Here is a 23,386-nt window from a genome sequence, read left to right on the forward strand (position 1 = left end):
AATTTCCTAAAAATATCCCTCACGCTTCTTCTGCTCCATACTCGCTTCCTGGTCGAAGTCGATAACGCGGGTGGTACGCTCGCTCTTGGTGGTGGTCATCATCTCTTCCACAATCTTCTCGATGGTGTCGGCGCCGCTTTCCACAGCTCCGGTCAGCGGCCAGCAGCCCAACGTACGGAAACGCACCATGCGCATCTCAATCTTTTCACGGTATTGCTCCGGCAAACGTTCGTCATCAGCCATAATCAGGTTACCGTCAATCTCTACGCAAGGACGCTCCTTGGCAAAGTACAAAGGTACGATGGGAATATTCTCCAGACGAATATATTGCCAGATATCCAGCTCCGTCCAGTTACTCAACGGGAACACGCGGATGCTCTCTCCTTTATGGACACGCGCATTATAGATGTCCCACAACTCGGGGCGCTGGTTCTTCGGGTCCCACTGATGGAATTTGTCACGGAAAGAGAAGATACGTTCCTTAGCACGCGACTTCTCCTCGTCACGACGGGCGCCGCCGAAAGCCGCATCGAATTTATACTTATCCAACGCATGCAGCAGGGCTTGCGTCTTCATCAAGTCGGTATGTACCTTACTGCCATGCGTAAAAGGCCCTACACCGGCTTCGAAAGCTTCCGTATTACTCTCTACAATCAGGTTCCAGCCATATTTCCTGGCATACTCGTCACGGAATTGAATCATCTCCTTGAACTTCCACTTGGAGTCGATATGCATCAACGGGAAAGGAACTTTACCCGGAGCAAAAGCCTTTTCGGCCAGACGTACCATAACCGATGAGTCCTTACCGATACTATACAGCATCACCGGATTCTCAAATTCCGCAGCCACTTCGCGGATAATATGAATAGACTCTGCTTCGAGTTCTTTCAAATGGCTCAGTTTATATTCTTCTTTCATTATATATTATTTCTTCTGAATTCTCGGTAAAATTAATTCCAGTAACTTATTGACGGATTCTTCCAGGCTCAATGCGGATGTATCCAGCGTCAACGCCGGATGCGCGGGAGCCTCGAAGGGGGCGGAAATACCCGTGAAGTTCTTAATCTCGCCGCGGCGCGCCTTTGCATACAGGCCTTTCACATCCCTGCTTTCGCATTCCTCAATGGGCGTGCTGACGTACACTTCCAGAAAATCATCCTTTCCGATAATATTCGCCGCCATTTCACGGATGCCGTTGCTGGGACTGATAAAAGCCGCAATCGTTATAATGCCCGTATCTACAAACAGCTTGGACACTTCGGCTATACGGCGGATATTCTCTATACGGTCGGCTTCCGTAAATCCCAAATTGTTATTGATACCGCTGCGGATGTTGTCTCCGTCCAAAATGCGGCAGAGCAATCCGCGTTTATGCAACTCACGCTCCAAAGCGATGGCTATCGTACTCTTGCCCGAACCGCTCAGTCCGGTAAACCAAATCATCACGCTGCGCTGCTTCAAGAGTTCTTCCTTGTCCTCGCGTGCCAGCATACGGTCGAAGATAGGATAAATATTATTGTTATTGTCAGTCATAATTCAATTAAAACGGCCAAATTAAGGGAATGAGAAAGATGGATATAAGGAAAGTGATAATGTTCAGCGGAAGTCCGATACGGACAAAATCCGTGAACTTATAATTACCGATACCCTGTACTATCAAATTGGTCTGATAACCGATAGGCGTCGAGAAGCTTGCCGATGCAGCCATACAGATAACCACGAAGAAAGGCATCGGGCTTACTCCCAGCTGTGACGAGATGGAAAGAGCCAACGGGAAAGCAAGCGCGGCGGCGGCATTATTCGTTATCAATTCGGTAAACAGGTTCGTAATAATGAATACGGCGGCCAGCAACACCTGAGGGCCGTAATGCTCCGTCAGGCCGATGATGTACTTAGCCACAGCGTCCGCCACACCGGAATTTACCATAGCCTTGCTGATAGCAAAAGCGCAGGCAATCGTTATCAGGATATCCCATGATATATATTTGGTATATTTACGGGCCGGGAAGATTTTCGTCCACGCCATTATAATGGTCGTAACGGACACGAAGAAGAACATATCCAGCTTAATATCCGGAAAAGCCTCTTTCACCGCAGGCAGTTCGCCCACCGTAGCTCCCGTAATCATCAGAATCAGCAAAACGAGCGCAAACCAGCGTTTACCCTTGCTCGCAACAGGTTCCGTATCCTTGCCGTTGGCAAGCATCACGAAGACGGAAGACTCTCCCCAGGTCTGCACAAAGGAATCGTCAGCCATGACAACCACCGTATCGCCTTCCCTGAAATATTCATTTTCCAAATCCTGCGTATAACTCTGACCGTTACGCTTTATCTCTTTCACTTCAGCGCCATAATGGCGTTTAAAGTTGAAATCTTTCAACTTCTTGTTGATACCCGGGAAACGAGGTCCCAAAACGGCCTCTACCCGATGCAGGTCGCTATGTTCTTCCGGCTCGTCATCCAGTTTCACCGCATCTTTACGAACATCCGGCAATAACCTGGAAGAGAACAGAAATAAATAGACAATACCGGCTACCGCAATAAAAATCCCCACTTTTCCAAGCTCAAACATCGTAAATCCCTCATAACCGGCTTCCAGTATCATGCCATGCACGACCAAGTTTGTGGAAGTCCCGATCAACGTACAGATACCGCCCAAAATCGTTACATACGAAAGAGGAATCAGGAACTTGGTAGCCGGAAGCTTTACCGACTCGGCCCAACGCTTTATAATCGGAGCAAAAATTACAACGACAGGAGTATTGTTCAGAAAAGCCGAGATAAAGGAGATTGTCGGCAACATGCGGAGTTGCGCCTTGAAAACGGTGGTTTTACCTTGCGGAAGCAGTTTCTTGATAAGTTGTCCCAATGCACCGGACTGGCGAATACCCTCGCTGACCAGAAAAAGCATGGCTACCGTAATCATGCCCTTATTGCTAAATCCTTCCAGCATCTCTTTAGGTGTCAGGATTCCTGCGCAAAGGAACAATACCACCACCGAGAAAAGCACCATTCCCGGACGCATCTTGTCCAGAATCAAGGCTATCACCATGCCCAGCAGCGCTAAAAGCACAAATATGATTTCAAACGTCATATATACGAGTCGTTATTTAATTACGCCCGGGCTCTACTATAAACCAGGGGTTCAACAAATCTTCTTTATTATACCGCAACGGTTCTTCTTTTCCGGCTTGATACACTTCCATCCCTGCGGCACGTGCAATGGCATGCCCCGCCGCCGTATCCCACTCCATTGTCGGAGCAAAACGGGGGTATACATCCGCTTTGCCTTCCGCCACCAAGCATATTTTAATGGAGCTTCCGCTGGAAATCAATTCCACATCCGAATGACAACGCTTCATCTCTTCAATGTAGTCTTCAGTCTCGGGAGACAGATGTGAACGGGATGCCACAATCACAAATTTATCGCGGCTATCCTTTATCGGCAAACGAACGGCTTTCGCCGTTAATTCTTCCAGCGACGCCCCGCCGCGGGCTGTTACATCCGAAAGCTTGTAAGCGCCCAAAGTCTCTTCGGCAAAATAAAGCTCTTTCTTTACCGGAAGATATATAATTCCCATTACCGGAACGGAATTACGTACCAAAGCGATATTGACGGTAAACTCGCCATTCCGCTTGATAAACTCTTTCGTACCGTCCAGAGGGTCTACAATCCACAAAGTCGTCCATGCGCATCGTTCCGTATAGGGTAAATGTTTTCCCTCTTCGCTCAATAACGGATAAGGTGTATTCTGCAGATAACCGGCAATAGTCGCGTGCGCTTTTTTATCAGCAATCGTCAAAGGGGAATTATCCGCTTTCTTTTCTATTTGAAAATCTGATGCCGGATCGTTATAAATAGAGAGGATATCTTTGCCGGCACAGAGTGCTGCATCAATCGCGTCAAGTATATATTGTCGTTCCATATTGTATTCTAAAAATATACAAGGTGCAAAATTAAAAACTTTTTTACCGCCAAAAGTTTTTAATTTTGTTTTATAACTTCTTTTAAACGAAAAAGAGATATTTATAAGTACTTTTCACAATCACTAAAAATAGAGTTTTCATAATCATTTCCAACAGATTATGAAAAAGGCAGTAACTTCCCAGTTACCGCCCTATCTTGAAAGGAGGGAAATACCCCTTTCTTATGAATTACCAAAAAGAATTCAAATTAATTAATGCGATACAGCAGCCAAGCACCCTGGAAATCCTGACGGTTAGGGTATTTAGCCTTGAAAGCGTCACGAGCACTGGCAGCAGAATTCCTGTCTGCGTATGTGCTTACAATCACGCGATACATGGCAGCATCCGCATTAAATGCAATGACCGCATTATAACCTTCCTTATCCAAGAAGTTTTTCAGGTTCTCCGCATTGGCTTTCACGCCGAAGCTACCGCATACCACACTATAATCTTTCAGTCCGTCAACACCTGACACTACCGTCACCTTTTCCTGACGTATCGTACCCACAGGTGCACTTTCCACCACTTTAGCTTCTACCGGAGCGCTAACCACAGGAGCGACTTCCTCTACCGGCGCGGTAGTCTGCGGCTCCGCCAGTTCCTGCTGTTTAGCCTTTTCGTATGCTTTCTTGTAAGCGCTTTCACTTGATTTACAAGAAGAGAATGCCAGTACCATACATACTCCCATTCCTAACACTGCCAATTTTTTCATCTTTTCTTTTTATTTTTTGTTAGTAACTATGTCTATTCTCAAATTACACTCAATATTTACGAAAAACGTATTTCGTTCCTTCATAGTTCAATCGCATCTTCTTATTCGTCAGCTCTTCTACCTTGAACGTCCTCTCACCGGTGTCTCCCCAACCAAAGAATTTCTTATAACTTGCCGAATTCACCAACTCCTCATGCGCAGCCTCGTTTCCGGAACTGTTATCCGGCCACAAAGTTATAGAAATTTCATCATCTTTCAACTTATAATAACCATAAAAAGATTCATAGTTTCCACTTTCATTCATACAATACGCCAGAAAGCTGCCTTTTTGAAAACCATAAAAGATACTGTCCACTTTCTGCACTTCACCATCGGGATACTGATATTCGCGCAACTGCCATTTTCCTACCCAGTCGGAACCGCCGTCATTCATACAAGACGCCAATCCCAGCACCGCACACATCAAAAGCAACAGTATTGTCCCGTTCAGCAATTTTTTCATATATCTCTTTTTTATTTAGAGAACAAAAGTACGCCGAACCGCTTATCTTATGGCCTCTAATGCCGTTAAATATAATTAAAATGTATGTTTTGTCGTTTTTCATGGTACAGATTTCTAAAAAACAAGAATCCATGAACAATCATTCAAAATATTTTGTTAGCTTTGTCATATCAGACCTAATAAAAGAAAGGAGTATTATTATGAAAGGATTAAATGTTTTAGCAGCTTTTTTGGGTGGTGCAGCGGTAGGTGCAGCCATCGGTATTTTGTTTGCCCCGGAAAAAGGTGAAGATACGCGTCACAAGATTGCGGAAATTCTCCGCAAGAAAGGCATCCGGTTGAACCGTAATGAAATGGAAAACCTCGTTGATGAGATTGCCGCAGAAATTAAAGGCGAAGCAAACGACTGATTCAAACCACATTTCAAAACAAAGCCACTATGTTCGCAGACGACAACAGCATTGAGAATATCCAGCAGTTATTTTTCGATTTCAAGAAATATCTGGAACTACAAAAGAAATATACCCAACTGGAAGTAGCGGAGAAATTAACCATATTACTCTCAACGCTCATACTCGTATTGTTGGTCGTCATTCTCGGCATGGTGGCTTTGTTCTATCTCTCCTTCACCCTGGCCTATATATTAGACCCCATAGTAGGCGGATTAATGGTAAGTTTCGCCATGATAAGTTGTTTCCACATCTTATTGATTGTGCTAATCGTTGTATTCCGCAAGAAAATCATTATTAATCCAATGACCAAATTCATTGCAGGATTATTCATAGATAACAATAAGAACTAAAATATCATGAATATGAATGATACCGTCCAAACAGAGATTCTCACACTGGAAGACCTTCAGCAACAAAAGGCTGAAGCATTAGAGGAATTGCGCGCCCAACAGCAGATTATGGCCGATACCGCCCGGAACCTGTTTGCTCCGATTGCTCCCGCTGCGGACAAAGGAACAGCTATCATGCGTGCGTTTAATACCGGCATGGCCGTATTCGACGGAGTTATGCTTGGAGTAAAGCTGATGAGAAAAGTCAGAAAAATATTCAGACGCTGAAAATCAACCGGCCTAAAAATATAAACGAGGATGCCCAAAACTATGCCTGACATATCTGTCATTCAAAGCCTTAACGCACCCCCCATTTTCATTATCAGGTTGACTTTATATAGCCATCACTTGCCCGCCAATCACGCCTGCAATGGCACTTGCCACCGCAATAATCACTTTCAGAATCTTATCCCAAACCGATACTTTGATACTCATTGTCTTTTGATTTTAATTATTACTTTATCTTTCATCGCAAATCGTAATTTATAAACCACAACTTGGCTTATCCTAACGGATTTTCCTCTTCTCCGCTATCCGGGCCGCCATTACCATTACCGGAAGAATTATCATCGGCGGTTGTGCCTTTCCACTTCTCAAACTCCACTCCCTGTATCAATGCACGAGTAGTGCCAATAGCAGCCGGACGCGTATATTCCGGAGTAAACTGACAACGTAACGCCGTCACCTGATTCGGATTTACATCTTCCGCTTTCTCCGTTCCCTTACCACGTGTACGGGCTTTCATCGTAAATGTACCCAAACCGTTCAAACGTACCGTACGGCTATTCAGCAGGTGCATCCGCATTGTCGACATCAAATTACGGATTACATTCTGTACATCACCCGGCGTCAGTGAGGACTTCTCGGCAATACTTTCCGCCAGCGACTGCGTATCCACCGCTTTTCCCACTTTTTTCAAACTCAAGTGCCATGTTTTAATACCGGCTTTCGTCGCCAGTTGCGACTGTCTTGCATAATAAAATAGAGGCATACTATCTCTCCTTTACATTTTAAATTAAACTTCATTTTAATTCTTGTTTCGTTGATCAACAGTGCAAAGGTGATGATATATACATGTATAAACAAAGAAAACAGCCTATGCGGGGCTGTTTTCTGAGAATGATTTATAATACGTTTATTTTCTTATGGTTATATCTTTTTCGATTTTACAGTTCATCTAATACACCATTCCCACTATCCACAAAGGTAACTTCTTCCCCGTAGCAAATTCTATATTATCGGCAAGAATAAAGGAATCCGGCAGATCGGCTATTTGCTTAAAAGTCTTATCCGCTCCACCCACCTCGAAAATATATTTATGGTCGACTACAAAGTCCCCCTGCGCCTTTCCATACTCCACCTCATGGTTTACGGACAATTGATTCACCGCAAACGTCTCCCGTACCGTACCAATCTGCACCGGTGCCGAAGCTACAGCATAAAGCAAGTTCGGATTCTGGAGATATATTTTATCCGGTTTTTGCATTTTCTTGACAGAAGTCAAATCAGAATACAACAGTGTAAGTAACTCCGCCCTATTCAAATTTTGCAGATAAGTGATAACTGAATTCCGGGTCAGCCCTATCATGCCTGCCAATTTCGTAATATCCACCTCATAAGGCACGGACGATGCAAGTACACCCAGCAAAGCTTTCAGCTTCCTTATATATGCAGGATCCACACCACACAACAGAGGCATCTCTTGTTCAAGAATGAAATTCACCACATTCTCAATGTTCATGTAATAATCCTCGCGATTGCCGGTAAAGAAAGGATAATATCCCTCACACAGATATTCATTGAACATTTGCACCGGCCGGCATTGTGCATTCACATCCTGACAGATACTTCCGGCATTCTCCAGCACTTCCGGCAACGTCATCACCGGAAAGCGGATATTCTTATAAAACATCAGGTATTCGCGGAATGACAATCCGTACATGTTATATGCCAGACATCTTCTTGAAAGGTCTGCATCGGCATTCAATATGTTGAGTAGCGACGAGCCGCTAAACACCACCTGCAGCGACGGGTACAAATCATAGATTTCTTTCAATTCCTTGCTCCAAGTGGGATATTTATGCACCTCATCCAAAAACAAATGCTTACCGCCTTGAAGATAAAACTTTTCCGCTAACTCCAATAGTGTATGATTACTGAAATAAATACTATCAAGTGTACAGTAAAGTGCTATTCGGCTTCCCGGCGGATAGTTTAGTTTGATATATTGCAACATCAATGTTGTTTTTCCCACACCGCGAGAACCCCGAATGGCAATCAGGCGATTATTCCAATGAATCTTATTCATCAATTCTCTTATAATATCGGTGCTTGTCTGCACCAACATTCTTTCTTGTTTTAAAAACAGACTATCCATAACTGAAATTGATTTTGTTACAAATATAGCAATTTGTTTAGAGCAGAAAGCAAATTATAGAAAAATTTGTTTAGAGCAGAAAGCAAAACACTGTAAAATTCATACCACAAAAACAGCCGAAATCACTTTAAAAGTAATTCCGGCTGCGCCTAAAACAAAGTAACCGCTGTTACCTGTCGTTTATTCAACTTTCTTTTTACGAACTATCAATGGAGCCCCCAGTTCTTCACGCTCTACCACTTCAAGAAAACCATTTTGTTCCAGTTCGAACAAGGCAGGATATACGCGTAATTTATCAGCACCTGAATTCTGGATAATATCAGTCACACAGACACTCGTTTCAAAAAGACTTATGTAGTCTATTATTTTTGCAGTATCTATAACTTTATAATTTATGGCATCCATACTACGACCGAATAGAATTTATTTAAGTATTTTCAAGAAAGCTCTATAAGCATAATTAACAAAGTAATATACAGCTTTTAAATAACCTGTTTTTTCTACATTTACATAAATGCTCCATTGCCAAAAAATAGCTTTCAATTTATTAGAAGATACCGACCGATTTCTGACACGATATAAGGCTGTAACAGTATTGGTATTTTTAGCTATATAGCCCCTTTTTAAAATAGACAGCCACATTATATAATCTTCATGCGCGTGCTCTGAAAAATAGACTTTGCCTGTTTTATCTGTATCATATATGGCAGTCAGACAACCTATCACATTACCTAAAAGCAACTGTTTATAACTTACTTCTGCAGGAGCCTTTATTATTCTCTGTTCTCTTTCACCCGACTCTGTTATTTTCTCATAATTAGAATAGGCAATTGCAGCTTTGGATTTATCAAATAGTTTTAATTGTTCTTCCAATTTATTCGGTAGCCAAACATCATCACTATCCAAAAAGGCGATATAGCGTCCCATAGCATTTTCAATACCGATATTTCGTGGCAATGTAGGAGAACCGGAGGATTCTTTAGTTTTGTAATACTTTATTCTATTATCAATAGCACAATAATTCTGAATTATCGAAGCTGAATTATCACTGGAGCAGTCATCTATAATCAACATTTCCCAATCAGTGTAAGATTGAGAAATTACAGATTCAATTGCTTCTATTATATAGGGAACTGCATTATAGCAAGGAACAATGACTGAAACAAGTGTTGTTCTCATATGCAAAACCTAATTAATGGTTAACACGCAAGCCATTGTTAGCATTATTGACAAAGCGGTTAAATTTTTCATGTACAATATTATCCGAATAGCTCTTCATAAACACTTCATATGAATATTTATTAAAAGTAGTCTGCTTCATATTTAATATCCCCAAAACATAATCTTCACTCGAATTACATAAACCACCTATCTCCCTAAAATCAGCTTCTATCCCCTCAAAAGCTTCCACAGTTCCAAATATACGTTTACCATATCGTAAGGCTTCAATTGTTTTAGTCTTCATTCCAGAGCCTGAGAAAATAGGACATATTACAGCAGACGCATTAATATAAAGTTCATCCAAGTTATCAACAAACCCTTTTAAAACTACATTGGGATATTCATTTGGGAAACACCACTTCTCTAAAGACGTGCAACAAGCACCCGCTACACATAAAGAAATATTCAAATGCCTGCTTACATGTTTAATAAACCACGTTATTCCTTCTATATTCGCAATTTGCCCAGCACCCACAAATAGAATATAAGGATTAGCTATTGAACAGGAAAGCAATTTATTTTCAGGAATCGGTGAATAAGAAATTGGCAATAATAATTCCGGACATCTTTTGTAGTATCTTTTTATACCAATAGCATCTCGCTCATTCAGAGCAATTACGGTATGAGCACGGGATATGGCTAATCGTTCATTAAAATGGATATACTCTTTCATTAATAAGTTAGCGAATGAACGCTGAATGCGGTATTTAATTGTATAATAATCATATTCTACGTTGTGACAGAATACAATCACCTTACATCCCGATTTAGCCAAATCATCAACGTACCTACCATAGTGTGTACCATCTACAAAGCAAAAATCAAAATTCTCTTTTGAGATACCTTTTAATAAATATTTAATCCTCGCTGTATACCCATACCCTCTTCGAAGCAATATATTTATTAAATGACGGCATGCAGAAACCTTAGGTATCTCTAAAATAGCAACATTGCTTTTTCCATACAAGCCCAACAACATTTCCCTGTTTTTCAGAGATACATAAGAACCACCATCACAAATTTTCCTTTGCAGTTCGCGACCGATATAAAGAACTTTCATTAATTATCTTCTTAAATAAAAATATATAGATTTTATCCAACCTCAGTTTTTATAATTTAGCGAATATTTAAAACCGTTTCCTATTAATATATTTGAGTAAGAACGGAATGATAATTAGAATGGAAACTACTACCTGACACAAGACTATTCAATCTAAAAAACGAGAACAAACACAATAAAATAAAGAAAATTATTCTATTTTGCAAAAGTTTCAAATTCGATAATATATAAGCAAAAATAAGCATATCCACACATTCAAAATACCCACACATCCTCATAGCCGCCTCTCTTATCACAGGAAACACAGCACAATAAAAAATAGATGAAAATATATAGATATTAAATAGGCCACGAAAAGTCATATCCGCCTTTACAATATCTCTCATATACATTAAAACAAATACCAGTACAAAGACCTTTTTTATCAGATGTCCTATGATAGCTCTTTCCGTTGTTATGGTAGACCCAAAAGTTTCCCCAGCTTCGGTGGCCTCCATATATGTTTGAATTTTAGTGTATAAAGCATCTCCTAAAAAAGACATGCTTTGAAATATCATGGGACCTACCTTTAGAAATAACAGAGTATTGATTATAAAAAATAACAATATGTATCTATAGCGTATTTTACAATAAAAAACAGGATATAGGACAAATCCTACTAACGCTGATAAATGTAAAGAAGAAGCAAACAAAATGCACAATGCGAATTTCAGCTTAGATTTCTTGACTACAAAGACAATAGAATATAGTACGATTACTACTGCAACAGAACTCCTAACATATCCAATGTCAGCAGCCGTTGTCGAAAAGTATACCATATAGCTAATCAAAGGTAAAGGAGACAACTCCTTTATATAATGGTATACGGCATAAAAAATAAAAGATGCTATTAAAAACTGGAAAAGTGTATATGAATCTGATACATATTTGATAATGGTACTGAATATCACCCAACCATATTCAAATGGAACCTGAAAATCCCAATCAACAATATTTTTAAAATAAGATAAATAAACATCCCAATCTCCACCATATTCCCAACGTATACCGGTTAAAATAAAAGTAAAGAGACATAAAAACAACAGAATCCATACCGATTTTTGTCTATTCACAAATAATGAATAAAGAGACAATAGTACAATAACAAAAAAATATATAAATATTAGCATTGTTGTGGCTATAATGCAAAATTAGCCAATATACATTTCAGATTTTCAACCCCTACCGAAAATGAAAAGAAGCTATTATAAATTGTAGCGATATCATATCGTGAATATTCATCTTTACACAACTTCATTTCATCTATCAATCTGTATAATTCATCATTTGTACTGTACACGTTGAAAAAAACATATTGCTGCATTTTTTCATACCCGCAAGCAGACACTGTATGCACTAAACATGGCAGTCCATACCTCAAAGCATCCATGTTTCTCAACTTTAGTCCACTCCCCATCTTTACAGGATTAAGCAATAAATCCGCTGAAGCTATAATTTTTCCCATATCTTCCGGAGTATCAATAATCTTAAATCCTGTTGTATTTCCAAATTCATCATATAAAGATTTTGGCGGTCTCCTGCCTGCTATGATAATCTGTGTCATAGCATTATTCGCAATATAATATTTCAATACACTTTTTATAGACAATATAGAAAGATACGTTTGCGGGTCTTTTAATGTGCCCATTATCAAAATACTAAAAATACCATTGTTTGCCTTATCTGCAATTTCAACTTTACCCTTATCTCTATATTCATAGCACCCCCAGCATACGATATTGACAGATATAGGTAAAGAATATATTTGTATAAGTGACAACCTATCTTCGTCCGTTATTGTCAAATTCAAATACGAATGCATTAAAGCATTTTGTTCTTTCTTTCTCACCCAAAATGGAAGTATTCCCCACATAGTAGCAATATCTTTATTATCCAAATAATAATGATATTCCACATTAGCATGAAAAGTTACGACTTTTAATCCCTCTTTTACAAAAAAAGGCGCCAAATCACCAGCCACAATACCACCACTAATATAGACAAAGGCATATTTCCTGTTTTTTCCATTATCCTTATACCATTTCTCTACAAAAGGAGAAAAACGGTGTATTCTTCCCATAAACAAGCCTGCTAATTTCTCTAATCCTGAACGTTTCGGAACATACACTATTTCTACTTTATCTTTATAATATTCCGGTATTACAGTTCCTGTAAAAGGAATAATTAAAGTGATGGCATAGCCTAACTCTATAAATGAATCAAGTTGCGCTCTATTTGCATAGGCTCCCCCATTATCTATAAACAAATCAACTTGTGAACAAAAGATTATCGACTTCATAAGTTACACATAATATTCTTACAAACTTGTTATTATACTATATATTTTCTTACAAAAATCCTCATACGTATGTCCTTGCAAAAAAATAGATATTTTATCCCTCATCTGTTTATACTCCTCGTCAGACAGTCCCTGCATCTCTTTTAGCACATCTCTTAGCTCATCCGAGTTACCGGCTTTATAGATACGCCCAAATCCTAATTCTTCAATATCAACACCTATCAATGTGTTATCTGACATAATAACAGGTATTCTCATACATAATGCATCAACAAAGGAAGTTAATCCGGCCAATACTGGAATATCCGTTGTGCCATAATCTACAATAGGAATTATAACAAAACGACTTTGAAGATAGTATTCCATTAATTCCGATTCATTAATTTCATTTTTGACAGAAGATTTATTTCCAATCATAAGACACCGGGCATCCGCTGGCAAACACTGCTGTAATAAAGAAAAATCACGATGAATCTTCCCGGCGCAGATAAAATCATACTTATGATTATATTGATGATAATAATGAGTATAAAAATCCATATCACCACCCCAAAAGACATATTCAGCAGGAAGTTTTTTATTGTGTGCTTTATTTATATAATCATTTTTGACATCCTCAGATATAAAAATCAATTTATCAATAGTAGAAATGAATAATGCCAATGTCGTCGGATGATGTATTATCGTCACTAATTTATACTTCTTCAATCGCAAAAGTTTGCACAACGAAAAAAATAAAGTGAAATTCGGTACAGCAGAATATATTAAATCATATCTCCAATATTTAAAAAACAAGAGAAAGTTTATCCACAACTTAGTAAAAGATGTTATTCTACAGGACGGAAAAGATGCAAAAGTTACATCATATTCTTTCCGCAATGCATCTGCACCCCATAAATGTTGACGTGGATATTTAAACTCATCGCATAAAAAAAGAACCGATGAGCTATTTGCATAATCATTTATATACAATATTTTCTTATCCTTTTTCATAAGTATCATTCAATAATAATGCCATCACGTTTCATGTAAGGATGAAATAATTCCGTTAGTTCATGCAAGTCTTCTTTATCAACAATCCTTCCTAAAATAAACGATATATTACTTACATACTTAGCTATAAATGTTTTCCAAACTTTTCTTTTTACGATAGAATCCCCGACAAAAACAATCGGCCGATGTAATATTCTTAATTTGTGATGATAACAATAAAAAGGTAATAATATTTCTCCCAAAAAACCATATATTCGCTTCTGATAGGAATAAGGAGAAAGTCTCACCCATTTTTCCAACTCCTCTAACAACGGAAAAAGCCAACCGGAATACTCGCAAAGTAATTCACGCTTACATAGGAACATATTGCAAGGAATCCAATGATTTACATTTCTTATATAATCTTTCCATGAAGTATAATATTCCGGAGTCATTTTCTGAATAACCTTTGTCAGTATCAGCATATCTTCAATGGGGTGCATCTTATTATAAAAACTAAATACCGAGCAATTAATAGGTATTGGCTGTGGTAAAACTACATCATACTTTTCAAAGAGTTTTACATCCGGATAACTGATTATTTTATCCATGATATCCGGAGTAACTGTAGCCAATCCACTTTTACTAAAATCAAAATATCTCCGATAATGACATAAACCAATATAATCAACTTTTTTCAGATTCTTCCATGCCCAATACAAGGCTGTAAGTTCGCAATAACTCAGATTTTTATAACTTATATTCTCTCCGCTATCATCCCCTTGAAATCCAAGATTGGCTGTCGCATTTACTTTACCTACCTGAATCGGCATGTATATACTGTCGTTACGTACGTAGTCCTCTTTATGTGAGCAAACCAAGATTTTTGTAGTAGTTGCCATACTTTCCCTACTATATATGAAACAAATTAAGTTTATCAATCATAATCTTCCATGACAATGCTTTTCTATTATAGGTAGAATAAACATTTATATTCTTCTTGCCTGTTATTATATCAGACAATGTGCCAGATAAAGTATCGCTATCATCTTGAGGTATTTCGACAACATATTTCCCCTTCGCATGACCCCAATTATATCAATTACAAATTGAATGTCAGAATTTTCTCTACAATCTGATGCATATCATAATACTGATATTCAGCCAAACGGCCGCCAAATATCACATTCTTCTCTTGGCTGGCCAATGCTTTATATTGTTGATACAATCGACTGTTTCTCTCGTCATTTACCGGATAATAAGGTTCCATCCCCTCTTTCCATTCCATAGAGTATTCTTTTGAAATAACCGTTTTAGGACAAGCATCAACTTCCAAACCAAACATCTCAAAATGCTTATGTTCTATTATGCGGGTATAAGGAACTGATTTATCAGTATAGTTTATAACTGCATTTCCTTGATAATTTGTACAATCATGTATTTCTTCTTCAAAACATACAGTTCTATATTCAAGTTTACCAAAGCAATAATTATAGAATTCGTCTATTTTCCCAGTAAATACAATTTTTTCGGCCATATTTTCCCAGTAGATACGATTTGAGAAAAAATCTGTATTCAAATTTACATCAACTTTATAAAGCAGATTTTTAATGAAAATATTATAGCCTCCAATTGGTATACCTTGATATTTATCATTAAAATAATTATTATCAAATACTAAACGAACAGGCAATCGTTTTATTATAAAAGCCGGCAAGTCGGTACAAGAACGCCCCCATTGCTTCTCTGTATATCCTTTAATTAATTTCTCATAAATGTCATTTCCTATCAATGACAATGCTTGTTCTTCCAAATTTCGCGGAGTGGATATACCTTCACCACGCATTTTTTCTATTGCAGAATTCCGTTGCTCATTTATTTTCATCAGTGCTTCATTTGGAGTTTTCACTCCCCACATCTGATAGAAAGTATTCATATTGAAAGGAAGATTATAAAGTTTTCCTTTATAATTAGCAACAGGAGAATTTGTATAGCGATTAAACTCAACGATAGAATTCACAAAACTCCAAACATCCTTATTTGATGTATGAAAAATATGTGCACCATATTTATGCACATTGATACCTTCTATATTCTCACAATACAAATTTCCACCAACATGAGGGCGTTTATCTATTACGAGAACTCTTTTACCTGCCAATTTTGCTTTATAGGCAAACATTGAGCCAAATAATCCTGCGCCAATGATCAAATAATCGTATTGAAACATAACAAAATATTAATTATGCGTTTATTACACACTTATTTAGAATAGAAAGAGAGATGTTGTATCTGTTTCTTTCGAAAAGTTTTCCAAACTTTTCTCATTAGATTATGAACCCATAACATCCGTAATGGAACAAAAAGACAAGCTATTTTCCAATATAAATTCACACTACTTTCGAACCTTCTATATTTTATAAACTCAATAAAATTTATATCAGAATAATAGTCATACCATTTTCTCTGCAAAGTGCCTTCACTATATAAAAGCAATTCTTGCATATTTCTAATTCTATACCCTATATATTCTTTATGGAGTTCTTTTATCATCCCCTTGTCGCGATAAAAATCAAATATCACTTGCTCACTAAGAAAATGGTCTTCCAATAATTTCCGACTACGTGCCACAAATGTAGAAGAATTAGAATTATACTTCACATAATGATAAAATGCCTGAGGAATATGTACTATCTTCTCTGCGTAGTAAAGTAAAAAACTCACTAAAATCAAATCTTCTCTATAATTAATATTCTCAACACATTTCAAATTTTTATCTATGAATAATTTGCGACGTACTAATTGCAGCCATAAAGAATCCGGAAATCCCGACTTACCAAATAAACTTTTTATACGTTCCAAACGACTCTCAGGAACACAACTCAAACAATATATTTCATGATCCTTAAAAGAGCACCAATGATCTGCAACCACAATATCAGCATCCTCTTCAACAGCTTTTGAATACATTTTCTCTAACATATCCAACTCACAATAATCATCGCTATCAATATAAATTATGTACTTTCCTGATGCAGCACATAAACCCATATTACGAGTTGAAGCTATCCCTTGATTACTTTTATGATAAAGTAACTTAAATAATATTTCCCCTTTATAGTCTGCTACCATTTTCTCTACAATCTTCATGCTGTCATCAGGTGTGCAATCATCAATAATGATACACTCCACCCCTTCTGTATAAGTCTGATTTATTATAGAAAGTATACAACGTTCTATATATTTTTCAACATTATAGACTGGAATAATAACGGATACATTCATCTTATTTTTTATTTATCAATAGTAATTTCAATCTCATAATATAGGAACAAGAGGCTTTATCAAAACACATAAAAAGAACCAAACTGAATATAGTATATAGCACAAAAAGCCTCAAAGCATAAAACAACCATTCTGTATATGTATTTATCGTATCAAAGAATAACTTATCAGCTAACCATGAAACGCAAATACACGAAATTGCAATTAGGAGTAAATATTTAGAAATACGAATCAAATATTCTCTGACATTGTCTTTAAACCCATATTTATAAAGGAAAAAAGGTTTCCAAATACAAACAATCAACAGAAGACTGATAACAACTCCCGATAAAATTCCCGGCAAACCATAAAAATATCCTAAAAGAATGGATAGTCCCAAATTTAATATAGCTTCGGTTATCGGTGCCCAAACATCTTGAAATAAACCATAGGCAGACAAGAAGATTTCATTTGTTCGAGAGAGACTTATGAAAGTAATAACTATCAATATTATAAAGGCCTGCCGCTCCATAACAAATTCTTTCCCTATCCAAAGAATTATAAATGCGTCTCCTAACTTATAAATGCAAAAAGAGATGACCGATGCAAACCATATCCTTAATGAGGTCAATTCCCAAAAAACAGATTTTATACGAAACTTATCACCTTCTGCTACCAAATTGCCCACACTTGCACCTACACTATTGAATAAAGCATTCATCAGCAATGATATTCCTGTAACAATAAACATATAATTACCATAGATAGCAACCAAAGTCAGCGAGGTATAAGCATAGATAATCAAGGGGCTGGTTTGATAGAGAACGAAAGCGCTGATTTGATGAAAAAAAACTTGCTTTGTTTTACCGATAATTTCAGGATACTTCTGTCGCAATTGCCTGCCATTATGTACTATTGTCTTTAGCCAAGGGTATTCTTTCTTTAATAGTTTGTGTAATAAAATAGCTGTAACCACAGAAACCATAAACTCCAAAGCCAACCAAAAAATATATCCATTGCTCAAATAATAAATGACCACTGTCTGTAAAAGGACCTTTATTACTTTTAATCCTTGTACATTTAGCGTTATCTTATACTCTTTCTGATCGGCAGTCAACACTATCTGCCGATAATTGACAAAATAGCCAAGCAGAGCACTAATCAAAAATATAATAAATGCGCCGTACGTATACCACATCGGAACTTCCGCTTTCTCGAAGATAAGCGGAAAAAAGCACATCAGCACGCAGGCACTGGCTATGACGATGTAAGCTACCCGCCGATAGAGCCACCCTTGCACGGAAACAATCTCGTTGATGGCTTGCGTGTCCCTCTCAAAAATTGGTTTGTAAAGGGTGAAAGCGATGGCACCGCCAATGCCCAGCTCCGCCAGGTTCAGAAAGCCGATAAGGTTCTGTGCAGTGGTGTTTAGTCCGAGCACTTCCGCCCCCAAATAGTCTAAAAAAACCTTACGGGAGAAAAACTGGAGAACTAAATTGATGAAATAAAAAGCAAGGGCTACCTTAGCATTCTTGAAGCTCTTGGCAGTCCGGGAAAGTTCAGACACGTAAAAAGTTATTATTTATCTGCCCGTAGGCAATTTTATGGAATAATAGTCTATAACAGACCATTCGTTTTGCAACCAGATTATTTCCATCCCATACGTTCCTTTTAAATAGCCTTTACCTGCTCATACGGAATACACCTACCCGCTTCGCATCCGAAACGGCAAACTCAGCCAACCGCTGCATCAAGTCCACGGGAATGGATGCAATGAAATCATCTATACTACGGGGTGACGCTTCGTACATCATGGCAGCCTCATTCACTACCTGGCTTTCCGGCTCCTGCTGTTTATATGGTTTGGATTTATCCATTATCTCCTATTTTGCTTCAAAGATACACTGAATTATGGTACTTCCTAATAGAAGAAACTTTATCTCGTAACATTTCAAAATTTCTTTCCGAACGCAATATTCATAAACGTCATAAAAAGTATCTTGGTATCAAAGCCCCAGGAACGATGCTCCAAATAGAATAAATCATAACGCAAACGACGAATCATTTTTTCCAAAGTATCGGTATAGCCATTGTAAAGTGTAGCATACGAAGTGACTCCCGGACGAATCTGGAATAAATAACGATAACGGGGATCTACCTCCATAATCTGGTCTATAAAGAACTTACGTTCGGGACGGGGGCCGATAAAGGCCATATCACCGCAGAATACATTCCAGAGCTGGGGAAGTTCGTCCAGATGATGGTCACGAAGAAACCTGCCGACTTTCGTCATACGAGGGTCTTCAGCACCGGCATAGAGGGCAGGGCCATACTTCTCCGCGTCCAACTTCATGCTGCGGAACTTATAGATATTAAAGGGGCGACCGAATCTGCCGATACGCTCCTGCTTGAAAATGGCAGGACCACCATCTTCACGTTTCACAGCAATATAGCAAATCAAAAATAGAGGAGAAAAAACAATAAGCGCGCCAAGGGCAAGAAAACAATCACCTATACGCTTCACATTGCGCTCGAAAGCATTCATTCCGTCGGGGATAAAATGGTCATCTTTCTCAATTGGTTCCATAAAATTAAAAAGTCTTAGTTTAGATAGTCGAATAGTTTAGGTTGATGAGTGAAATTATTCTATCACTTCATAGGGATATTGGTTTTCTTCAAAGCTCTTTAGCTCTTCTATTATATCCACTTGTTCCAAAGTCAAATCCGCCTTATTCCAAGTGGCAATAATGTCATGAGCTTGCCTTGCCAGTTCTTCATCATAAACTTCGCTATAACAATAGACAAGAAGTTGAACTTTGAGCAAAGATGCAGGCAGTTTAGGAAGAACTTCCCAACTACGGTCCAATACCTGCTGAATGTATTGCTGCTTATGACCATTATCATAAATGGTAGCGGCAAAAGCAGCTAAAAGACCGAGGCAAAGCTCAGCTTCAGACTCTACAGTCTTGCCGCGAGTGCCATAAAGCTCCAGTGCCTGCTCGTAAACTTCACGGTTCAAACGTGTAAATTCGTCTACATAGATAGGGCTCCCGTCAAGCCCGTAAGTGAGAAGACGATGGGCTAAGGAAAATAATGAATCCATTGATTTGTGAATTATGATTTGTGAATTATAATACTTAGAAAAAAGAGAATTACTCTTTTATGGGTTCTACCAGAGAAGGCGGAATAAAGGTAGTAGCTACGGCCATGACACCCTCGATATTAACTACTACACGACGGTCATGGCGAATACGGACAAACTCGCCGATTACTCCCTCAAAGACACCACCGGTAATACGTACTTTCTGCCCCTTAACCAAATGCAATTCGGCCGGCTCTACATAAAGAACCGCTTCGTCACAATTGCCTGCCACCAGAATAAAACTACGCATTTGCGCCTCGGGAATTACAACCGGACGGCAATGCTCGCGATTCATAATAAAACGTATAGGCATAGACGGTTCGAGTTTATCTTTCAAAACATCTATACGTTTACGGGTGGAGTAAACAAAAACGAGATTGTGAATAGCCGGAAGCAGTTTACGGACGCGTTTCCCCGATTTCATGATATATTCATAGCGCATCGGAATGAAGTTCTCAATATTCTCGGCATCCAGAATTGCTTTCAACGCTAATTCGCGGCTATAAGAAACACGAATCGCAAACCAACATTTATCTACGTCATTTTCAGTAGATAATTGTCTACCGGGTTTACATTGTATCTCAGAAGATTTATTTGTTGATAAACGGGGCATTAATCTGTGATAATCGCAAGATTGGGAATAACATGAAGCCTTGTGAAAAGGGTGTTCTTTAGGGACACCGGAGTAGCGTAGTACCTACCGATCAAGTCATGTAATGCAGTTATTTCCAATAGTTTAGTTAGCATCCATATTGTTTTAGAACTTCCTACCATCACGGAAAAAGAAGTAGAAAAACAGTTATGTTAGTTATTAGCTTACAAAAAGCTGAAAACGAATAGTCTAAAAAGAAAAAGCATCTTTTAGACGTTCGTTTATTGTGCACAAAGATACAACCTATTTCTCAAACGGGCAAAATGTTTAATAAGAATATTTCCAAACAGGAGCTCTTATTTAGATAAATATCTTTAAACCAGTTCATTATCTACACTTAAAAAGACCCCATTATTACTTTATTATTTATATAAATAATGCTTTAAAAAATCCTCCTAAAAAGAGTGTCTTTTAAACGAACGTCTAAAAAACACTTCCCCCTTCCAGGTATAGCAAATTAATTACCAGCCCATTACCTCTCCACACGCCTCTACCAAAGAAAATACATAACTCAATTTGTTTGTGTATATCACCGATAAAAACTACTTTCGGCATCGATTATTTTTTCATCATTAATTATTATAGGGCATAAAAACAAAGAAGACGATGAAAAAAGTTATAGAGAACAACAAACTAAAAAAAACAAAAGTGTAAGTAAAGCATTTAGTAAATCAACAATAAATCAAGGCATTAAGAAAAAGCGGGGAGCCAAGCCCGGAGCTCCCATCACAGGTATAAAAGAACATCGGGAAATCATTGAAAAAGCCTTTCTGGAAATGTATCTGAAAGAATATTTGGAAGTGGCTCCCACAGCCGGAATAACCACTTTAGCAAAGTTCCTTTTTGAGAAAAAACTATTCTTAACCAAGAGTAATAAACCCATAGCAACCAATACTATCAGAGGCGAACTTACCGATTTGCTAAAGGATATGAACTGCGCAAATCCCAGAGGAAAACAGAACAAGAAATAAGTAAAAAAACGCCCGTAATTAATGATGAACAACCTATCAGGAAAGGCTCTACCTTTGCCAACTATTAGTAAGGATTAAGCCACACTGCAAGGATGCTGTTTCTTCCTCAAGAGAAGCAGCATCTTTCTTTTTTCCACTACTTGAACCCCACTGAATATTACCTGTTTTTTAAATCTACAAAATTAAATGATGATGAACCGAAAAAAGCCCGCTTCACTTCACGAAGCCATTCGCAATCTATGGAAAATCCGTATCATGCTGGAAAAGAATTACACGGAAAACTGCGCCACATGGATGGCAAAACGTATTGAAAGTCTCATAGACCACATGCAATACGGACATGCGCTCATTGCCTATCATAGGCAGGACGGAACATTCAGACTCGTCAGGGCAACACTGCTTCCCTACAAAAACATGTTCAGACAAGACTATGACATCGCAAGAGTTACAACTACCATTGCATATTGGGAGATCGAACAACAAGCATGGAGAACTTTCCAACTTGAGAATTTCCTTGAATGGAGCCCCGTATGTTGATTATTAATCACTCAAAAATTAAAACAAACTATGGCAATGAATTATGGGGGAATCATGTATTTCCCATTGAATGTGAATTTCTTTGATGACGCACCGATAGAACTCGTAGAAGCCAAATGCGGACTGGCAGGAATTACCGCCGTAATAAAACTACTGTGCAAGATGTACAAAGAGAAAGGCTATTATCTGTTGTGGGACAAAGAGCAATGCACGCTCTTTGCCCATAAAACAGGCATTGAAGAAACAAACATGGAAAAGATAATCTGTATCCTCATAGACAAAGGATTTTTTGACCGTAAGTATTACGAAGAACAATACGTGCTGACGTCCGCCACCATCCAAAAGGTATGGCTGGAAGCTACCAAACGGAGAAAAAGGGACTTAAACACCCTACCCTATTTATTGGAAAGCTGCATACAGGACGAAGAAAACAGTATACCAAACAAAGAATATTGCATGCAGCCTGTAAACATTTCATCCCAAAATGCAGACATTTCCGAACAAAGTAAAGTAAAGCAAATAAAAGCAGAAACAGAAGAAGGGAGTTCCGACGAGCATTCTCTTCTGCCTGTACCGGGATATGCCTACAACAAGCAAACGCATAATTATGACGGATTGATATTCACCCTACGGCAAATGAAAATCACAAAAAACGAAGAAGTGAATGCCATTTTGCGCCTGTCCGACTATGGAAGGCTGAAAGGTTACGTATGGCAAGTGATACACAACACGCGCTGGAGTGAAATTGTAGCCAAGGGGAAATACCTCATCGCCGCATTAGTCAAAGAGAAGAAAAAGACAGGGAATTAATATCCGGAAATTAAAGAAAAA

Annotated in this window: 29 protein-coding genes; 6 read left to right on the forward strand and 23 right to left on the reverse strand. The window is 38.3% G+C overall.

Annotated elements, in window-relative coordinates; all coding sequences use genetic code 11:
• Nucleotides 1-6 precede the first annotated feature (6 nt).
• From cysD to I2F54_RS06295, 6 genes are all read right to left on the reverse strand, one after another.
• Entirely contained in the window at nt 7-918 is a 912-nt protein-coding gene (cysD, locus tag I2F54_RS06270) for a sulfate adenylyltransferase subunit CysD (protein WP_022217715.1), read from the reverse strand.
• A 6-nt stretch (nt 919-924) separates the two neighbouring features.
• On the reverse strand, nt 925-1,533 hold the full coding sequence (cysC, locus tag I2F54_RS06275; protein WP_195500768.1) for an adenylyl-sulfate kinase: 609 nt from the start codon (nt 1,531-1,533) through the stop codon (nt 925-927).
• 7 nt (nt 1,534-1,540) lie between these two features.
• Nucleotides 1,541-3,094 carry an SLC13 family permease gene (locus I2F54_RS06280; RefSeq protein ID WP_129618853.1) on the reverse strand — a complete coding sequence of 518 codons (1,554 nt, stop codon included), beginning with the start codon at nt 3,092-3,094 and terminating at the stop codon, nt 1,541-1,543.
• A gap of 16 nt (nt 3,095-3,110) precedes the next feature.
• Complete coding sequence (gene cysQ / locus I2F54_RS06285; RefSeq protein ID WP_009120633.1) at nt 3,111-3,926, reverse strand: 3'(2'),5'-bisphosphate nucleotidase CysQ; 816 nt, start codon at nt 3,924-3,926, stop codon at nt 3,111-3,113.
• A 248-nt stretch (nt 3,927-4,174) separates the two neighbouring features.
• The gene (locus I2F54_RS06290) at nt 4,175-4,678 is read right to left on the reverse strand and encodes an SPOR domain-containing protein (protein ID WP_009120632.1); all 504 of its coding nucleotides are present in this window, start codon (nt 4,676-4,678) and stop codon (nt 4,175-4,177) included.
• A 49-nt stretch (nt 4,679-4,727) separates the two neighbouring features.
• The gene (locus I2F54_RS06295; protein WP_195500769.1) at nt 4,728-5,180 is read right to left on the reverse strand and encodes a lipocalin-like domain-containing protein; all 453 of its coding nucleotides are present in this window, start codon (nt 5,178-5,180) and stop codon (nt 4,728-4,730) included.
• A gap of 200 nt (nt 5,181-5,380) precedes the next feature.
• Here I2F54_RS06295 and I2F54_RS06300 point away from each other — a divergent pair, with 200 nt between their 5' ends.
• Genes I2F54_RS06300 through I2F54_RS06310 form a run of 3 tightly spaced genes read left to right on the forward strand, consistent with a single transcriptional unit; the run spans nt 5,381 to nt 6,249 of the window.
• A complete protein-coding gene (locus I2F54_RS06300) occupies nt 5,381-5,590 on the forward strand; it encodes a YtxH domain-containing protein (protein WP_039950201.1) in 210 nt (69 codons plus the stop codon).
• A 29-nt stretch (nt 5,591-5,619) separates the two neighbouring features.
• The gene (locus I2F54_RS06305) at nt 5,620-5,982 is read left to right on the forward strand and encodes a phage holin family protein (protein WP_118467861.1); all 363 of its coding nucleotides are present in this window, start codon (nt 5,620-5,622) and stop codon (nt 5,980-5,982) included.
• Nucleotides 5,983-5,988: 6 nt separating this feature from the next.
• Nucleotides 5,989-6,249: a hypothetical protein gene (locus tag I2F54_RS06310; protein ID WP_009120627.1), complete on the forward strand. Its 261-nt coding sequence runs from the start codon at nt 5,989-5,991 to the stop codon at nt 6,247-6,249.
• Between the two features lie 105 nt (nt 6,250-6,354).
• Here the strand turns inward: I2F54_RS06310 and I2F54_RS06315 are convergent, their stop codons facing one another.
• The 17 genes from I2F54_RS06315 to I2F54_RS06395 form a co-directional block, all read right to left on the reverse strand.
• Entirely contained in the window at nt 6,355-6,456 is a 102-nt protein-coding gene (locus I2F54_RS06315; protein WP_022217707.1) for a smalltalk protein, read from the reverse strand.
• Nucleotides 6,457-6,523: 67 nt separating this feature from the next.
• Nucleotides 6,524-7,012 carry an HU family DNA-binding protein gene (locus I2F54_RS06320; protein WP_009120625.1) on the reverse strand — a complete coding sequence of 163 codons (489 nt, stop codon included), beginning with the start codon at nt 7,010-7,012 and terminating at the stop codon, nt 6,524-6,526.
• A gap of 186 nt (nt 7,013-7,198) precedes the next feature.
• Complete coding sequence (locus I2F54_RS06325) at nt 7,199-8,398, reverse strand: ATP-binding protein (RefSeq protein WP_195500770.1); 1,200 nt, start codon at nt 8,396-8,398, stop codon at nt 7,199-7,201.
• A 180-nt stretch (nt 8,399-8,578) separates the two neighbouring features.
• Nucleotides 8,579-8,803: a hypothetical protein gene (locus I2F54_RS06330; protein WP_195500771.1), complete on the reverse strand. Its 225-nt coding sequence runs from the start codon at nt 8,801-8,803 to the stop codon at nt 8,579-8,581.
• An 18-nt stretch (nt 8,804-8,821) separates the two neighbouring features.
• Nucleotides 8,822-9,577, reverse strand: coding sequence for a glycosyltransferase family 2 protein (locus I2F54_RS06335; protein ID WP_195500772.1), 756 nt, complete (start codon nt 9,575-9,577; stop codon nt 8,822-8,824).
• A 13-nt stretch (nt 9,578-9,590) separates the two neighbouring features.
• The gene (locus I2F54_RS06340) at nt 9,591-10,679 is read right to left on the reverse strand and encodes a glycosyltransferase (RefSeq protein WP_195500773.1); all 1,089 of its coding nucleotides are present in this window, start codon (nt 10,677-10,679) and stop codon (nt 9,591-9,593) included.
• Between the two features lie 83 nt (nt 10,680-10,762).
• Complete coding sequence (locus tag I2F54_RS16320) at nt 10,763-11,848, reverse strand: EpsG family protein (protein WP_410518261.1); 1,086 nt, start codon at nt 11,846-11,848, stop codon at nt 10,763-10,765.
• An 8-nt stretch (nt 11,849-11,856) separates the two neighbouring features.
• Nucleotides 11,857-13,017, reverse strand: coding sequence for a glycosyltransferase family protein (locus I2F54_RS06350; RefSeq protein ID WP_195500775.1), 1,161 nt, complete (start codon nt 13,015-13,017; stop codon nt 11,857-11,859).
• A gap of 18 nt (nt 13,018-13,035) precedes the next feature.
• Entirely contained in the window at nt 13,036-14,010 is a 975-nt protein-coding gene (locus I2F54_RS06355) for a glycosyltransferase (RefSeq protein WP_195500776.1), read from the reverse strand.
• A 5-nt stretch (nt 14,011-14,015) separates the two neighbouring features.
• Nucleotides 14,016-14,891 carry a DUF4422 domain-containing protein gene (locus I2F54_RS06360; RefSeq protein WP_195500777.1) on the reverse strand — a complete coding sequence of 292 codons (876 nt, stop codon included), beginning with the start codon at nt 14,889-14,891 and terminating at the stop codon, nt 14,016-14,018.
• 200 nt (nt 14,892-15,091) lie between these two features.
• Nucleotides 15,092-16,219 carry a UDP-galactopyranose mutase gene (gene glf, locus I2F54_RS06365; protein WP_195500778.1) on the reverse strand — a complete coding sequence of 376 codons (1,128 nt, stop codon included), beginning with the start codon at nt 16,217-16,219 and terminating at the stop codon, nt 15,092-15,094.
• Nucleotides 16,220-16,251: 32 nt separating this feature from the next.
• Nucleotides 16,252-17,274 carry a glycosyltransferase family 2 protein gene (locus I2F54_RS06370; RefSeq protein ID WP_195500779.1) on the reverse strand — a complete coding sequence of 341 codons (1,023 nt, stop codon included), beginning with the start codon at nt 17,272-17,274 and terminating at the stop codon, nt 16,252-16,254.
• Nucleotide 17,275: 1 nt separating this feature from the next.
• Nucleotides 17,276-18,820 carry a polysaccharide biosynthesis protein gene (locus I2F54_RS06375; RefSeq protein WP_195500780.1) on the reverse strand — a complete coding sequence of 515 codons (1,545 nt, stop codon included), beginning with the start codon at nt 18,818-18,820 and terminating at the stop codon, nt 17,276-17,278.
• Nucleotides 18,821-18,935: 115 nt separating this feature from the next.
• Complete coding sequence (locus I2F54_RS06380; protein ID WP_229097143.1) at nt 18,936-19,130, reverse strand: hypothetical protein; 195 nt, start codon at nt 19,128-19,130, stop codon at nt 18,936-18,938.
• 74 nt (nt 19,131-19,204) lie between these two features.
• Complete coding sequence (locus I2F54_RS06385; protein WP_009120610.1) at nt 19,205-19,840, reverse strand: sugar transferase; 636 nt, start codon at nt 19,838-19,840, stop codon at nt 19,205-19,207.
• 54 nt (nt 19,841-19,894) lie between these two features.
• Nucleotides 19,895-20,356: a UpxZ family transcription anti-terminator antagonist gene (locus I2F54_RS06390; protein ID WP_022217688.1), complete on the reverse strand. Its 462-nt coding sequence runs from the start codon at nt 20,354-20,356 to the stop codon at nt 19,895-19,897.
• Nucleotides 20,357-20,405: 49 nt separating this feature from the next.
• A complete protein-coding gene (locus I2F54_RS06395) occupies nt 20,406-21,008 on the reverse strand; it encodes a UpxY family transcription antiterminator (protein WP_229097144.1) in 603 nt (200 codons plus the stop codon).
• A gap of 815 nt (nt 21,009-21,823) precedes the next feature.
• On the opposite strand from I2F54_RS06395, the gene I2F54_RS06400 reads away from it, so the two are divergent.
• The 3 genes from I2F54_RS06400 (at nt 21,824) to I2F54_RS06410 (ending at nt 23,365) form a co-directional block, all read left to right on the forward strand.
• The gene (locus I2F54_RS06400; protein WP_009120607.1) at nt 21,824-22,018 is read left to right on the forward strand and encodes a hypothetical protein; all 195 of its coding nucleotides are present in this window, start codon (nt 21,824-21,826) and stop codon (nt 22,016-22,018) included.
• A gap of 186 nt (nt 22,019-22,204) precedes the next feature.
• Nucleotides 22,205-22,555 (forward strand): SH3 beta-barrel fold-containing protein, encoded by a 351-nt coding sequence (locus tag I2F54_RS06405; RefSeq protein WP_410518262.1) that lies wholly within the window; start codon nt 22,205-22,207, stop codon nt 22,553-22,555.
• 30 nt (nt 22,556-22,585) lie between these two features.
• Nucleotides 22,586-23,365: a DUF4373 domain-containing protein gene (locus I2F54_RS06410; RefSeq protein ID WP_195500781.1), complete on the forward strand. Its 780-nt coding sequence runs from the start codon at nt 22,586-22,588 to the stop codon at nt 23,363-23,365.
• Nucleotides 23,366-23,386: the final 21 nt, after the last annotated feature.

The organism is Bacteroides clarus, assembly GCF_015555825.1.
GTDB classification, from domain to species: domain Bacteria; phylum Bacteroidota; class Bacteroidia; order Bacteroidales; family Bacteroidaceae; genus Bacteroides; species Bacteroides clarus.